General features: G+C 56.4%; 12 protein-coding genes, 1 tRNA gene and 1 pseudogene. All 14 read left to right on the forward strand.

Going from position 1 to position 15619, the window contains the following annotated elements:
* A pseudogene (locus tag BT125_RS27945) lies at nt 1-117 on the forward strand (elongation factor Tu); the annotation flags it as partial.
* Nucleotides 118-170: 53 nt separating this feature from the next.
* Nucleotides 171-246: transfer RNA gene (locus BT125_RS27950), tRNA-Trp, on the forward strand.
* 45 nt (nt 247-291) lie between these two features.
* Entirely contained in the window at nt 292-660 is a 369-nt protein-coding gene (gene secE, locus BT125_RS27955; protein WP_003206102.1) for a preprotein translocase subunit SecE, read from the forward strand.
* Between the two features lie 9 nt (nt 661-669).
* Nucleotides 670-1203, forward strand: coding sequence for a transcription termination/antitermination protein NusG (gene nusG, locus BT125_RS27960; protein WP_003186097.1), 534 nt, complete (start codon nt 670-672; stop codon nt 1201-1203).
* Nucleotides 1204-1320: 117 nt separating this feature from the next.
* A complete protein-coding gene (gene rplK / locus BT125_RS27965) occupies nt 1321-1752 on the forward strand; it encodes a 50S ribosomal protein L11 (RefSeq protein ID WP_003176435.1) in 432 nt (143 codons plus the stop codon).
* Nucleotides 1752-2447 carry a 50S ribosomal protein L1 gene (gene rplA, locus BT125_RS27970; RefSeq protein ID WP_003186095.1) on the forward strand — a complete coding sequence of 232 codons (696 nt, stop codon included), beginning with the start codon at nt 1752-1754 and terminating at the stop codon, nt 2445-2447. Before rplK ends, rplA begins: the two co-directional genes overlap by 1 nt.
* A 198-nt stretch (nt 2448-2645) precedes the next feature.
* The gene (gene rplJ / locus BT125_RS27975; RefSeq protein WP_003206099.1) at nt 2646-3146 is read left to right on the forward strand and encodes a 50S ribosomal protein L10; all 501 of its coding nucleotides are present in this window, start codon (nt 2646-2648) and stop codon (nt 3144-3146) included.
* A 78-nt stretch (nt 3147-3224) separates the two neighbouring features.
* Nucleotides 3225-3590 (forward strand): 50S ribosomal protein L7/L12, encoded by a 366-nt coding sequence (rplL, locus tag BT125_RS27980; protein WP_072412391.1) that lies wholly within the window; start codon nt 3225-3227, stop codon nt 3588-3590.
* A 220-nt stretch (nt 3591-3810) separates the two neighbouring features.
* Nucleotides 3811-7884: a DNA-directed RNA polymerase subunit beta gene (gene rpoB, locus BT125_RS27985; protein WP_060740392.1), complete on the forward strand. Its 4074-nt coding sequence runs from the start codon at nt 3811-3813 to the stop codon at nt 7882-7884.
* A gap of 64 nt (nt 7885-7948) precedes the next feature.
* The gene (gene rpoC, locus BT125_RS27990) at nt 7949-12148 is read left to right on the forward strand and encodes a DNA-directed RNA polymerase subunit beta' (protein WP_047230482.1); all 4200 of its coding nucleotides are present in this window, start codon (nt 7949-7951) and stop codon (nt 12146-12148) included.
* Between the two features lie 216 nt (nt 12149-12364).
* Nucleotides 12365-12736, forward strand: a complete 372-nt coding sequence (rpsL, locus tag BT125_RS27995; protein WP_003186084.1) for a 30S ribosomal protein S12 — start codon at nt 12365-12367, stop codon at nt 12734-12736.
* 102 nt (nt 12737-12838) lie between these two features.
* Nucleotides 12839-13309, forward strand: a complete 471-nt coding sequence (rpsG, locus tag BT125_RS28000; RefSeq protein ID WP_003186074.1) for a 30S ribosomal protein S7 — start codon at nt 12839-12841, stop codon at nt 13307-13309.
* 30 nt (nt 13310-13339) lie between these two features.
* On the forward strand, nt 13340-15445 hold the full coding sequence (gene fusA / locus BT125_RS28005) for an elongation factor G (protein WP_072412392.1): 2106 nt from the start codon (nt 13340-13342) through the stop codon (nt 15443-15445).
* A gap of 31 nt (nt 15446-15476) precedes the next feature.
* Nucleotides 15477-15619, forward strand: a 143-nt coding sequence (locus BT125_RS28010; RefSeq protein WP_256326681.1) for a GTP-binding protein, incomplete at its 3' end; no start/stop codon positions are given.

Raw genomic sequence — 15619 nt, forward strand, 5'->3', positions numbered from 1 at the left:
ATTCAGATGACTGTTACCCTGATCAAGACCATCGCGATGGAAGACGGCCTGCGTTTCGCTATCCGTGAAGGCGGTCGTACCGTCGGCGCCGGCGTCGTAGCCAAAGTCATCGAGTAAATAGTTGTAATGTCTTTTTCGGGCCGGCATAATGGTCGGCCTGATTTTGTTTTAGGTCAGTAGCTCAATTGGCAGAGCGACGGTCTCCAAAACCGTAGGTTGGGGGTTCGATTCCCTCCTGACCTGCCAGATTCACTCAGTGTGTCTGGCTTTCTTTTCACAGGATCTTCATAGATGACTCCTAAAGCTGAAGCTCAAGGCTCTCGCTTCGATCTGCTCAAGTGGCTAGTGGTAGTCGCTTTGGTGGTTATTGGCGTTGTTGGCAATCAGTATTATTCTGCTTCGCCGATCCTGTACCGTGTACTTGCATTGCTCGCCATTGCTGCTGTTGCTGCCTTTGTAGGTCTGCAGACGGCCAAGGGCAAGTCTTTCTTTGTACTCGCTAAGGAAGCTCGCACCGAGATTCGTAAAGTCGTATGGCCGACTCGCCAAGAAACCACGCAGACCACGTTGATCGTTGTGGCTGTTGTTCTGGTAATGGCGTTGCTGTTGTGGGGGCTCGATTCCCTGCTCGGCTGGCTTGTTTCCTTGATTGTTGGCTAAGGGTGTCCCGTGGCTAAGCGTTGGTACGTTGTGCATGCTTACTCGGGTTACGAGAAGCATGTCATGCGCTCGCTGGTAGAGCGCGTAAAGCTGGCTGGCATGGAAGATGGCTTTGGCGAGATTCTGGTCCCCACTGAAGAAGTGGTTGAGATGCGTAATGGCCAGAAGCGCAAAAGTGAACGCAAGTTCTTTCCGGGCTACGTGCTGGTACAGATGGATATGAACGAAGGGACTTGGCACTTGGTCAAGGATACCCCTCGGGTGATGGGCTTCATCGGCGGTACCGCCGACAAGCCTGCGCCGATCACGGATAAAGAGGCAGAAGCGATTCTGCGTCGCGTCGCTGATGGCAGCGACAAGCCGAAGCCGAAGACATTGTTTGAGCCAGGTGAGGTTGTACGTGTCACCGACGGTCCATTCGCTGATTTCAATGGCACGGTTGAAGAAGTTAACTACGAAAAGAGCCGGATCCAAGTGGCAGTGCTCATTTTCGGTCGCTCTACTCCGGTAGAGCTAGAGTTCAGTCAGGTCGAAAAGGTCTGATTGAGCAGGCATCCCAACCCCGCAGCCCAAGGCTGTGGGGTTTTGTCGTCACTGGGATAAACGCGCAAGTAACCGGGGAGCCTTTCGAGGCGTTCGAACCCGTAATTGGAGTGCCTCATGGCCAAGAAAATTACCGCTTACATCAAGCTGCAAGTGAAGGCCGCTCAGGCTAACCCAAGCCCACCTGTTGGTCCTGCACTGGGTCAGCACGGCGTGAACATCATGGAATTCTGCAAGGCTTTCAACGCCCGTACTCAGGGTCTTGAGCCAGGTCTGCCGACTCCAGTGATCATCACTGTCTACAGCGACCGTAGCTTCACCTTCGAAACAAAGAGCACCCCAGCTTCGGTTCTGCTGAAGAAGGCTGCAGGTTTGACCAGCGGTTCCGCTCGTCCAAACACCGTTAAGGTTGGCACCGTTACCCGTGCTCAGCTGGAAGAAATCGCGAAAACCAAAAACGCGGATCTGACTGCAGCTGATATGGATGCAGCCGTGCGTACTATCGCCGGTTCTGCTCGTAGCATGGGCCTTAACGTGGAGGGTGTGTAATGGCTAAGCTGACCAAGCGTCAAAAGGCTATCGCCGGCAAAATCGAAGCAGGCAAGGCCTACAACTTTGTAGACGCCGCCGCCCTGCTGGCTGAGCTGTCGACTGTCAAGTTCAGCGAGTCGTTCGACGTTGCTGTGAACCTGGGCGTTGACCCACGTAAATCCGACCAGGTCGTTCGTAGCGCTACCGTGCTGCCACACGGCACTGGCAAGACCGTTCGTGTAGCTGTCTTCACCCAGGGCCCAGCAGCCGAAGCTGCTCTGGCTGCTGGTGCTGATCGCGTCGGCATGGACGATCTGGCTGCCGAAATGAAAGGCGGCGACCTGAACTATGACGTAGTGATCGCATCTCCGGATGCCATGCGCGTTGTAGGCCAGTTGGGTCAGATCCTCGGTCCACGTGGTCTGATGCCTAACCCTAAAGTCGGCACCGTAACGCCAGACGTAGCCACCGCGGTTAAAAACGCCAAGGCTGGTCAGGTTCGTTATCGCACCGACAAAAACGGCATCATCCACACTTCCGTTGGCAAGATCGGCTTCGACGCCGTCAAGCTGAAGGAAAACGTTGAAGCCCTGATCGCTGATCTGAAGCGTATCAAACCAGCTTCTTCGAAAGGTATCTACGTCAAGCGCGTTACCCTGAGCACCACTATGGGCCCAGGTCTGGTCATCGACCAGAGCTCGCTCGACGCGTAAGACTCAGGTTGGCGCGAGCGATCGCGCCAATCAAAAAATTGGGGTCCCTGCCTGGCGGGGGCTGTCCAAGACCGTAGGCGACGCAAGTCTTAAACCACAAGCCTACGCAGATGGTGCTCCCGGTTCCTTACCGAATCAGACACCAAAACGACATTCGGTTTCGACCGAATGAAACGGTAACAAGCAGGAGTTAAACCCGTGGCAATTAAACTCGAAGACAAGAAGGCCATCGTCGCTGAAGTCAACGAGGCTGCCAAAGCTGCTCTGTCCGCTGTCGTGGCTGATGCCCGTGGCGTAACAGTAGGCGCTATGACCGGACTCCGTAAAGAGGCTCGTGAAGCTGGCGTTTACGTACGTGTTGTACGTAACACCCTGCTCAAGCGCGCTGTTGCTGACACTGAATACAGTGTCCTCAACGACGTGTTCACCGGCCCGACCTTGATCGCGTTCTCCACCCAACATCCTGGCGCTGCTGCCCGTTTGTTCAAGGAATTCGCCAAAGGTCAGGACAAGTTCGAGATTAAGGCAGCTGCGTTCGAGGGCAAGTTCCTCGCAGCTAACCAGATCGACGTACTGGCAACTCTGCCGACCCGTGACGAAGCAATTTCCCAGCTGATGAGCGTGATTCAAGGCGCAACCAGCAAATTGGCTCGTACTCTGGCGGCACTGCGCGACCAGAAAGAAGCTGCCGCAGCCTAAGGCTCGACACTCCTTTTCGCGTTTTTTGTTTATTTCGATGGTCGCGTAGGCCGTCCCCCAATTCAGGAATTTAGAGTCATGTCTATCTCTCAAAACGATATCCTCGAAGCCGTTGGCAACATGTCCGTAATGGAAGTTGTTGAGCTGATCAAAGCTTTCGAAGAAAAATTCGGTGTTACCGCTGCTGCTGCTTCCGCTGGTCCAGCTGCTGCTGTTGCCGTTGCTGAAGAGCAAACCGAATTCAACGTCATGCTGACCGAAGCTGGCGAGAAGAAAGTAAACGTGATCAAGGCAGTACGTGAACTGACCGGTCTGGGCCTGAAAGAAGCCAAGGCTGTAGTTGACGGCGCTCCTGCCATGGTTCTGGAAGCTGTTGCCAAAGACGCAGCTGACAAAGCCAAGGCCGCTCTGGAAGAAGCAGGCGCTAAAGTCGAGCTGAAGTAAGCATCGACTTTGCGTCTCCAGCCCGAGCGTTAAGCGACAGGCTGATGGCTGGTGGCTCTTGCCACCGGCCTTTTTCCGTTATTGGCAGCCGACTGGGTCGGTGCCGATAACGAGCTGTAACCACCCGATGTGGTGGCGCAAACCATGGGGTTTGCACGATTTTCTGGCTGCTCCCGTCGGGAGGGGCCAAACAAGCAGGTGACCAAGCTGGGGAACGCTGATGGCTTACTCATATACTGAGAAAAAACGTATCCGCAAGGACTTTAGCAAGTTGCCGGACGTCATGGATGTGCCGTACCTCCTGGCCATCCAGCTGGATTCGTATCGTGAATTCTTGCAAGCGGGAGCGACTAAAGATCAGTTCCGCGACGTGGGCCTGCATGCGGCCTTCAAATCCGTTTTCCCGATCATCAGCTACTCCGGCAATGCTGCGCTGGAGTACGTCGGTTATCGCCTGGGCGAACCGGCATTTGATGTCAAAGAATGCGTATTGCGCGGTGTAACTTACGCCGTACCTTTGCGGGTAAAAGTGCGCCTGATCATTTTCGACAAAGAATCGTCGAACAAAGCGATCAAGGACATCAAAGAGCAAGAAGTCTACATGGGTGAAATCCCCCTGATGACTGAAAACGGTACCTTCGTAATCAACGGTACCGAGCGTGTAATCGTTTCCCAGCTGCACCGTTCTCCGGGCGTGTTCTTCGACCACGACCGTGGCAAGACGCACAGCTCCGGCAAACTGCTTTACTCTGCGCGCATCATTCCTTACCGCGGTTCGTGGCTGGACTTCGAGTTCGACCCGAAAGACTGCGTATTCGTGCGTATCGACCGTCGTCGCAAGCTGCCTGCATCGGTATTGCTGCGCGCGCTCGGCTATACCACTGAAGAAGTGCTGGACGCGTTCTACACCACCAACGTCTTCCACGTGCAAGGTGAAAACCTCAGCCTGGAACTGGTGCCTCAGCGCCTGCGCGGTGAAATCGCTGTCCTCGATATCCAGGATGACAAAGGCAAGGTTATTGTCGAGCAGGGCCGTCGTATCACCGCTCGCCACATCAACCAGCTGGAAAAAGCCGGGATCAAAGAGCTGCAGGTACCGATCGACTACGTCCTGGGTCGCACCACGGCCAAGGTCATCGTGCATCCGGCCACTGGCGAAATCCTTGCAGAGTGCAATACCGAGCTGACCACCGAGATCCTGGCGAAAATCGCCAAGGCCCAGGTCGTTCGTATCGAAACCCTGTACACCAACGACATCGACTGCGGTCCGTTCATCTCCGACACGCTGAAGATCGACTCCACCGGCAACCAACTGGAAGCCCTGGTCGAGATCTATCGCATGATGCGTCCTGGCGAGCCGCCAACCAAGGATGCAGCCGAGACCCTGTTCAACAACCTGTTCTTCAGCCCTGAGCGCTATGACCTGTCCGCGGTCGGCCGGATGAAGTTCAACCGTCGTATCGGTCGTACCGAGATCGAAGGTTCGGGCGTGCTGAACAAGGATGACATCGTTGCGGTCCTCAAGACGCTGGTCGACATCCGTAACGGCAAAGGCATCGTCGATGACATCGACCACCTGGGTAACCGTCGTGTTCGCTGCGTAGGCGAAATGGCCGAGAACCAGTTCCGTGTTGGCCTGGTGCGCGTAGAGCGTGCGGTCAAGGAACGTCTGTCGATGGCTGAAAGCGAAGGCCTGATGCCGCAAGACCTGATCAACGCCAAGCCAGTGGCTGCGGCGGTGAAGGAGTTCTTCGGTTCGAGCCAGCTGTCCCAGTTCATGGACCAGAACAACCCGCTGTCCGAGATCACCCACAAGCGTCGTGTCTCCGCACTCGGCCCGGGCGGTCTGACCCGTGAGCGTGCAGGCTTCGAAGTTCGTGACGTACACCCGACTCACTATGGTCGTGTCTGCCCGATCGAAACGCCGGAAGGTCCGAACATCGGTCTGATCAACTCCCTGGCGGCCTATGCGCGCACCAACCAGTACGGCTTCCTCGAGAGCCCGTACCGCGTGGTGAAAGACGCCCTGGTTACCGACGAGATCGTGTTCCTGTCCGCCATCGAAGAAGCCGATCACGTGATCGCCCAGGCTTCGGCAACGATGAACGACAAGAAGGTCCTGGTCGACGAGCTGGTAGCTGTTCGTCACCTGAACGAGTTCACCGTCAAGGCGCCGGAAGACGTCACCTTGATGGACGTATCGCCGAAGCAGGTAGTATCGGTTGCAGCGTCGCTGATCCCGTTCCTCGAGCACGACGACGCCAACCGTGCGTTGATGGGTTCGAACATGCAGCGTCAAGCTGTACCTACCCTGCGTGCCGACAAGCCGCTGGTGGGTACCGGCATGGAGCGTAACGTTGCCCGTGACTCCGGCGTTTGCGTCGTGGCTCGTCGTGGTGGCGTGATCGATTCCGTCGACGCCAGCCGTATCGTGGTTCGTGTTGCCGATGACGAAGTTGAAACTGGCGAAGCCGGTGTCGACATCTACAACCTGACCAAATATACCCGCTCCAACCAGAACACCTGCATCAACCAGCGTCCGCTGGTAAGCAAGGGTGATCGGGTTCAGCGCAGCGACATCATGGCCGACGGTCCGTCCACCGATATGGGTGAACTGGCGTTGGGTCAGAACATGCGCATCGCGTTCATGGCGTGGAACGGCTTCAACTTCGAAGACTCCATCTGCCTGTCCGAGCGTGTGGTTCAGGAAGACCGCTTCACCACGATCCACATCCAGGAACTGACCTGTGTGGCCCGTGACACCAAGCTTGGCCCAGAGGAAATCACTGCGGACATCCCGAACGTGGGTGAAGCCGCACTGAACAAGCTGGACGAAGCCGGTATCGTTTATGTAGGTGCCGAAGTCGGCGCAGGCGACATCCTGGTGGGCAAGGTCACTCCGAAAGGCGAGACCCAGCTGACGCCGGAAGAAAAACTGCTGCGTGCCATCTTCGGTGAAAAAGCCAGCGACGTTAAAGACACCTCCCTGCGCGTGCCTACCGGCACCAAGGGTACCGTCATCGACGTACAGGTCTTCACTCGCGACGGCGTTGAGCGTGATGCTCGTGCACTGTCCATCGAGAAGACTCAGCTCGACGAGATCCGCAAGGACCTGAACGAAGAGTTCCGTATTGTCGAAGGCGCGACTTTCGAGCGTCTGCGTTCCGCCCTGGTCGGCCACAAAGCCGAAGGCGGCGCCGGCCTGAAGAAAGGTCAGGAAATCACCGACGAAGTCCTCGACGGTCTTGAGCATGGCCAGTGGTTCAAACTGCGCATGGCTGAAGATGCTCTGAACGAGCAGCTCGAGAAGGCTCAGGCTTATATCGTTGATCGCCGCCGTCTGCTGGACGATAAGTTCGAAGACAAGAAGCGCAAACTGCAGCAAGGCGATGACCTGGCTCCAGGCGTGCTGAAAATCGTCAAGGTTTACCTGGCAATCCGTCGTCGCATCCAGCCGGGCGACAAGATGGCCGGTCGTCACGGTAACAAGGGTGTGGTCTCCGTGATCATGCCGGTTGAAGACATGCCGCACGATGCCAATGGCACTCCGGTCGACGTGGTCCTCAACCCGTTGGGCGTACCTTCGCGTATGAACGTTGGTCAGATCCTTGAAACCCACCTGGGCCTCGCGGCCAAGGGCTTGGGCGAGAAGATCAACCGGATGATCGAAGAGCAGCGCAAGGTCGCTGACCTGCGTAAGTTCCTGCACGAGATCTACAACGAGATCGGCGGACGCAACGAAGAGCTGGACACCTTCTCCGACCAGGAAATCCTGGATCTGGCGAAGAACCTGCGCGGCGGCGTTCCAATGGCTACTCCGGTGTTCGACGGTGCCAAGGAAAGCGAAATCAAGGCCATGCTGAAACTGGCAGACCTGCCGGAAAGCGGCCAGATGCAGCTGTTCGACGGCCGTACCGGCAACAAGTTCGAACGCCCGGTTACCGTTGGCTACATGTACATGCTGAAGCTGAACCACTTGGTAGACGACAAGATGCACGCTCGTTCTACCGGTTCTTACAGCCTGGTTACCCAGCAGCCGCTGGGTGGTAAGGCGCAGTTCGGTGGTCAGCGTTTCGGGGAGATGGAGGTCTGGGCACTGGAAGCGTACGGTGCTGCATACACTCTGCAAGAAATGCTCACAGTGAAGTCGGACGATGTGAACGGCCGGACCAAGATGTACAAAAACATCGTGGACGGCGATCACCGTATGGAGCCGGGCATGCCCGAGTCTTTCAACGTGTTGATCAAGGAAATTCGTTCCCTCGGCATCGATATCGATCTGGAAACCGAATAACACGTGACGCGAATCGAGAGCGGGGCTGTTTTGCCCGCTCTCTGCTCCGCCAGGAGGAAAGGCCTTGAAAGACCTACTGAATTTGCTGAAAAACCAGGGTCAAGTCGAAGAGTTCGACGCCATCCGTATTGGATTGGCCTCGCCTGAGATGATCCGTTCGTGGTCGTTCGGTGAAGTTAAAAAGCCGGAAACCATCAACTACCGTACGTTCAAACCCGAGCGTGACGGCCTGTTCTGCGCCAAGATCTTTGGCCCGGTAAAGGATTACGAGTGCCTGTGCGGTAAGTACAAGCGCTTGAAGCACCGTGGTGTGATCTGCGAGAAGTGCGGCGTTGAAGTCGCGCTGGCAAAAGTTCGTCGTGAGCGCATGGCGCACATCGAACTGGCCTCGCCGGTTGCTCACATCTGGTTCCTGAAATCGCTGCCGTCCCGTATCGGCCTGCTGATGGACATGACCCTGCGTGATATCGAACGTGTTCTCTACTTCGAGAGCTACGTCGTTATCGATCCAGGCATGACCACCCTTGAAAAAGGTCAGTTGCTCAACGACGAGCAGTACTTCGAAGCGCTGGAAGAGTTCGGCGACGACTTCGATGCCCGCATGGGTGCCGAAGCTGTCCGCGAACTGCTGCACGCTATCGACCTGGAACACGAGATTGGCCGCCTGCGCGAAGAAATTCCGCAAACCAACTCCGAAACCAAAATCAAGAAGCTGTCCAAGCGTCTGAAGTTGATGGAAGCCTTCCAGGGTTCCGGCAACCTGCCAGAGTGGATGGTGCTGACCGTTCTGCCGGTACTGCCGCCAGACCTGCGTCCACTGGTTCCGCTCGATGGCGGTCGCTTCGCGACTTCCGACCTCAACGATCTGTATCGTCGAGTGATCAACCGTAACAACCGCTTGAAGCGCCTGCTCGATCTGTCCGCTCCGGACATCATCGTGCGCAACGAAAAGCGTATGTTGCAGGAAGCGGTCGACGCATTGCTCGACAACGGTCGTCGTGGCCGCGCTATCACCGGTTCCAACAAGCGTCCTCTGAAATCCCTGGCTGACATGATCAAGGGTAAGCAGGGTCGTTTCCGTCAGAACTTGCTCGGTAAGCGTGTTGACTACTCCGGTCGTTCGGTTATTACCGTAGGCCCGACCCTGCGTCTGCACCAGTGCGGTCTGCCTAAGAAAATGGCCCTGGAACTGTTCAAGCCGTTCATTTTCGGCAAGCTGGAAATGCGTGGTCTCGCTACCACCATCAAAGCGGCCAAGAAGATGGTCGAGCGCGAGCTGCCAGAGGTATGGGACGTTCTCGCCGAAGTGATTCGCGAACACCCAGTATTGCTCAACCGTGCACCGACCCTTCACCGTCTGGGTATCCAGGCGTTTGAACCGGTACTGATCGAAGGTAAGGCTATCCAGCTGCACCCGCTGGTCTGTGCTGCGTACAACGCCGACTTCGACGGCGACCAAATGGCCGTGCACGTACCGCTGACGCTGGAAGCCCAGCTGGAAGCGCGTGCGTTGATGATGTCGACCAACAACATCCTGTCGCCAGCCAACGGTGAGCCAATCATCGTTCCGTCGCAGGACGTTGTATTGGGTCTGTACTACATGACTCGTGAAGCGATCAACGCCAAGGGCGAAGGTCGTGTATTCGCCGATCTGCAGGAAGTTGACCGTGTGTTCCGTGCCGGCGAAGCCGCACTGCATGCCAAGGTCAAGGTGCGGATCAACGAAACCGTGAACGACCGTGATGGCGGCAGCGTGACCAACACCCGTATCGTCGACACCACCGTCGGCCGTGCGCTGTTGTTCCAGGTTGTGCCAAAAGGCCTGTCCTTCGATGTCGTCAACCTGCCGATGAAGAAGAAGGCGATCTCCAAGCTGATCAACCAGTGCTACCGCGTGGTGGGTCTGAAAGAGACCGTGATCTTCGCTGACCAGTTGATGTACACCGGTTTTGCCTATTCGACCATTTCCGGCGTTTCCATCGGCGTTAACGACTTCGTTATCCCGGATGAAAAAGCCCGCATCATCGGTGCTGCCACCGAAGAAGTGAAAGAGATCGAAAGCCAGTACGCCTCCGGCCTGGTAACCCAGGGCGAGAAGTACAACAAGGTGATCGACCTCTGGTCCAAGGCGAACGACGAAGTATCCAAGGCGATGATGGCCAACCTCTCGAAAGAGAAAGTCATCGACCGTCATGGCAACGAAGTCGACCAGGAATCGTTCAACTCGATGTACATGATGGCCGACTCGGGCGCACGGGGTTCTGCTGCGCAGATCCGTCAGCTCGCCGGTATGCGTGGTCTGATGGCCAAGCCGGACGGCTCCATCATCGAGACCCCGATTACTGCGAACTTCCGTGAAGGCTTGAGCGTACTCCAGTACTTCATCTCCACTCACGGTGCTCGTAAGGGGCTTGCGGATACCGCGTTGAAAACGGCGAACTCCGGTTACCTGACTCGTCGTCTGGTAGACGTTGCTCAGGATCTGGTCGTGACCGAGATCGATTGCGGCACCGAGCATGGCCTGGTCATGACGCCGCACATTGAAGGCGGTGACGTTGTAGAGCCGTTGGGTGAGCGCGTATTGGGTCGTGTCATCGCCCGTGACGTGTTCAAGCCGGGTACCGAGGACGTGATCGTTCCTGCCGGCACCCTGGTTGACGAGAAGTGGGTCGAGTTCATCGAGCTCAACAGCATCGACGAAGTGATCGTGCGTTCGCCGATCAGCTGCGAAACCCGCTATGGCATCTGCGCCAAGTGCTACGGTCGCGACCTGGCACGTGGTCACCAGGTGAACATCGGTGAAGCGGTTGGCGTTATCGCTGCCCAGTCCATCGGTGAGCCGGGTACCCAGCTGACGATGCGTACGTTCCACATCGGTGGTGCGGCAAGCCGGACCTCCGCTGCCGACAGCGTCCAGGTGAAGAATGGCGGTACTGTCCGTCTGCACAACCTCAAGCACGTAGAGCGCGTGGACGGTCACCTGGTGGCTGTATCCCGTTCCGGTGAGCTGGCCATCGCCGACGACTTCGGTCGCGAGCGCGAGCGTTACAAGCTGCCGTACGGTGCTGTGATTTCGGTCAAGGAAGGTGACAAGGTCGACGCTGGCGCCATCGTGGCCAAGTGGGATCCGCACACTCACCCGATCGTGACCGAGATGAAAGGTACCGTGACCTACGTGGGCATGGAAGAGGGCATCACGATCAAGCGTCAGACCGACGAATTGACCGGTATGACCAACATTGAAGTACTCGACGCGAAAGATCGTCCAGCTGCCGGCAAGGACATCCGTCCGGCCGTGAAGATGGTCGATGACAACGGCAAGGATCTGTTGCTGCCAGGCACTGACGTAATCGCTCAGTACTTCCTGCCAGCCAACGCCCTGGTCGGTGTTGCGGACGGCGCGCGGATCGCGATCGGTGATGTTATCGCCCGTATCCCGCAGGAAACTTCGAAAACCCGCGACATCACCGGTGGTCTGCCGCGTGTTGCCGACTTGTTCGAAGCCCGTCGTCCGAAAGAAGCCTCGATTCTGGCTGAAGTCAGCGGCACCATCGCGTTCGGTAAAGAGACCAAGGGCAAGCGCCGCCTGGTTATTACACCGAACGACGGTAGCGATCCGTACGAAGAGCTGATTCCGAAGTGGCGTCACCTGAACGTCTTCGAAGGCGAACAGGTCAACCGCGGCGAAGTTATCTCGGACGGCCCGAGCGATCCACACGATATCCTGCGTCTGCTGGGTGTGAGTGCGCTGGCCAAGTACATCGTGAACGAGATCCAGGACGTTTACCGTCTGCAAGGCGTGAAGATCAACGACAAGCACATCGAGACCATCCTGCGTCAGATGCTGCGTAAGGTCGAGATCGCTGAATCTGGCGACTCGAGTTTCATCAAGGGCGACCAGATGGAACTGACTCACGTACTGGTGGAAAACGAGCGCCTGGCGACCGAAGACAAGTTTGTCTCCAAGTTCACTCGCGTGCTGCTGGGTATCACCAAGGCGTCGTTGTCCACCGAATCGTTCATCTCGGCGGCTTCCTTCCAGGAAACCACTCGTGTACTGACCGAAGCGGCGGTAACCGGCAAGCGCGATTACCTGCGCGGCCTGAAAGAAAACGTGGTCGTGGGTCGTCTGATCCCGGCCGGTACCGGTTTGGCCTATCACAGCGAGCGCAAGCGTCGCCGTGATGCCGACAAGCCGTTGCGCGTAAGCGCCAGTGAAGTGGAAGCTGCACTGACCGAAGCACTGAACTCGAGTGGTAACTGAGTTCTGCGGTAATTGAGTGCCTGGCCCTGGTCGCCCCGTTCGGCGGATCGAGACAAATTGTCGAGATCCGGCGGGCAGGGAGGTCGGGGCCTTGCCTTGACTGGGGACAAGATCCTCTTTAGACTCTTGATCCCCTAAATTTGGCGGGAATTCGTTCCTGCCATTTTGCTTTTCTTGTAAGACAATAGCGTCGCAAGACAACAGTGGAGCTAGTAGATGGCAACTATCAACCAGCTGGTACGTCAGCCGCGTAAGCGTATCGTCGAGAAATCCGACGTGCCTGCGCTGCAGAACTGCCCGCAACGTCGTGGCGTATGCACCCGTGTGTATACCACCACGCCGAAAAAACCTAACTCGGCACTGCGTAAAGTATGCCGTGTGCGCCTGACCAACGGTTTCGAGGTTTCCTCGTACATCGGCGGTGAAGGCCACAACCTGCAAGAACACAGCGTGGTCCTGATCCGTGGCGGTCGTGTAAAAGACTTGCCAGGTGTTCGTTACCACACCGTTCGCGGCTCTTTGGATACTTCCGGCGTTAAAGGTCGTAACCAAGGTCGTTCGAAGTACGGTACCAAGCGTCCGAAATAATCGGCCGTTTAGCAGTTTTTAATTTTATTGAGTCGATAAGAGTAAGGTCGGGCACGCATCCGCTGTCCCGGGCTAACCTGAAGACCGTTTGAGGGCTTATCAATGCCAAGACGTCGCGTAGCAGCCAAACGTGAGATTCTGGACGATCCGAAATACGGAAGCCAGATTCTCGCCAAGTTCATGAACCACGTAATGGAAAGCGGCAAGAAAGCCGTTGCCGAGCGTATCGTTTATGGCGCACTGGACAAAGTTAAGGAACGCAAGAACAGCGATCCCCTGGAAATCTTCGAGAAAGCTCTCGACGCCATCGCTCCGCTGGTCGAAGTGAAGTCGCGCCGTGTAGGCGGTGCTACTTACCAGGTTCCGGTCGAAGTTCGTCCGTCCCGTCGTAACGCCCTGGCAATGCGCTGGCTGGTAGACTTCGCCCGCAAGCGCGGCGAGAAGTCCATGGCTCTGCGTTTGGCTGGTGAACTGTTGGACGCTGCTGAAGGTAAAGGTGCTGCAGTTAAGAAGCGTGAAGACGTGCACCGTATGGCTGAAGCCAACAAGGCTTTCTCGCACTACCGCTTCTAATTTTAGCGTCACTCAATTTGCGAGGGCTTTATGGCTCGTACTACACCGATTAACCGCTACCGTAACATCGGTATCGTTGCTCACGTGGATGCTGGTAAAACCACCACCACCGAGCGCGTCCTTTTTTACACCGGCAAGAGTCACAAAATGGGCGAGGTGCATGACGGCGCCGCGACCACAGACTGGATGGTGCAGGAGCAGGAGCGTGGTATTACCATTACTTCTGCTGCTATCACCGCCTTCTGGAAAGGTTCCGAGAAGCAGTACCCGCACGAGCACCGCTTCAACGTTATCGATACCCCGGGCCACGTAGACTTCACCATCGAAGTTGAACGTTCCCTGCGTGTACTCGACGGCGCTGTCGTTGTGTTCTGTGGTACTTCGGGTGTTGAGCCTCAGTCGGAAACCGTATGGCGTCAAGCCAACAAATACGGCGTTCCACGTCTTGTTTATGTAAACAAGATGGACCGTGCTGGTGCGAACTTCCTGCGCGTGATCGCTCAGATCAAGCAGCGCCTGGGTCACACTCCGGTGCCGATTCAGCTGGCTATCGGTTCCGAAGACAACTTCCAGGGTCAGATCGATCTGATCAACATGCAAGCTGTCTACTGGAACGATTCCGACAAGGGCATGGTCCCTGTTCGTAAGGAAATTCCTGCCGAACTGTTGGAAGAAGCCGAGCAATGGCGCAGCAACATGGTTGAGGCTGCGGCCGAAGCCAGCGAAGAGCTGATGAACAAGTACCTCGAAGGTGAAGAGCTCACCAACGAGGAAATCAAGGCCGCTCTGCGTCAGCGTACTATCGCTGGTGAGATCGTTCTGGCTGTTTGCGGTTCTTCCTTCAAGAACAAGGGTGTTCCCCTGGTTCTCGACGCCGTTATCGACTTCCTGCCTGCTCCAACCGACATTCCTGCTATCAAGGGTTCCAACCCGGATAACGAGGAAGAGGAAATGGAGCGTCACGCAAGTGACGACGAGCCGTTCGCGGCTTTGGCGTTCAAGATCGCTACCGACCCATTCGTGGGTACCTTGACCTTTGTTCGAGTTTACTCGGGCGTGTTGGCCTCCGGCGACGGCGTGATCAACTCGGTAAAAGGCAAGAAAGAGCGTGTGGGTCGTATGGTGCAGATGCACGCAAACGCCCGTGAAGAAATCAAGGAAGTACGCGCTGGCGACATCGCGGCCTTGATCGGCATGAAGGACGTCACCACTGGTGAAACTTTGTGCAACGCTGACAAGCCAATCATCCTGGTTCGCATGGACTTCCCGGAGCCGGTTATTTCGGTTGCCGTTGAGCCTAAGACCAAGGACGACCAGGAAAAAATGGGTATCGCTCTGGGCAAGCTTGCTCAGGAAGACCCGTCTTTCCGCGTCAAGACTGATGAAGAGACTGGTCAAACGATCATCTCCGGCATGGGCGAGTTGCACCTGGACATCCTGGTTGACCGGATGCGCCGTGAGTTCAACGTCGAAGCCAACATCGGTAAGCCTCAGGTTTCCTATCGTGAGCGCATCACGAAGAGCTGTGAAATCGAAGGCAAGTTCGTTCGCCAATCCGGCGGTCGTGGCCAGTTCGGTCACTGCTGGATCCGTTTTGCACCGGCTGACGAAGGTCAGGAAGGTCTGCAATTCCTGAACGAAGTCGTAGGTGGTGTGGTTCCTAAGGAATACATCCCGGCGATCCAGAAGGGTATCGAAGAGCAGATGAAGAACGGCGTTGTCGCCGGCTATCCGCTGATCGGCCTGAAGGCGACTGTGTTCGATGGTTCTTACCATGACGTCGACTCCAACGAGATGGCGTTTAAGGTGGCTGCCTCCATGGCAACCAAGCAGCTGGCCCAGAAGGGTGGCGGTGAGTTGCTTGAGCCGATCATGGCGGTGGAAGTCGTTACGCCTGAAGACTACATGGGTGATGTCATGGGCGACCTTAACCGTCGTCGTGGCATGATTCTGGGTATGGAAGATACGGTTTCCGGCAAAGTGATTCGTGCCGAGGTGCCGTTGGGTGAAATGTTCGGTTACGCAACCGACGTTCGTTCCATGTCTCAGGGTCGCGCAAGCTACTCTATGGAATTCAAAAAATACAATACAGCTCCGTCGCATATCGTCGAGACTGTTACCAAAAAGCAAGGCTGATTCAGCCCCTTTAAGCTAGGAGTTAATTGTCGTGGCTAAAGAAAAATTTGAACGGAACAAACCGCACGTCAACGTTGGCACCATCGGTCACGTTGACCACGGTAAAACCACGCTGACCGCTGCTCTGACCCGTGTCTGCTCCGAAGTTTTCGGTTCGGCCAAGGTTGACTTCGA

The organism is Pseudomonas sp. NFACC04-2 (assembly GCF_900119265.1).
GTDB classification, from domain to species: domain Bacteria; phylum Pseudomonadota; class Gammaproteobacteria; order Pseudomonadales; family Pseudomonadaceae; genus Aquipseudomonas; species Aquipseudomonas fluorescens_AA.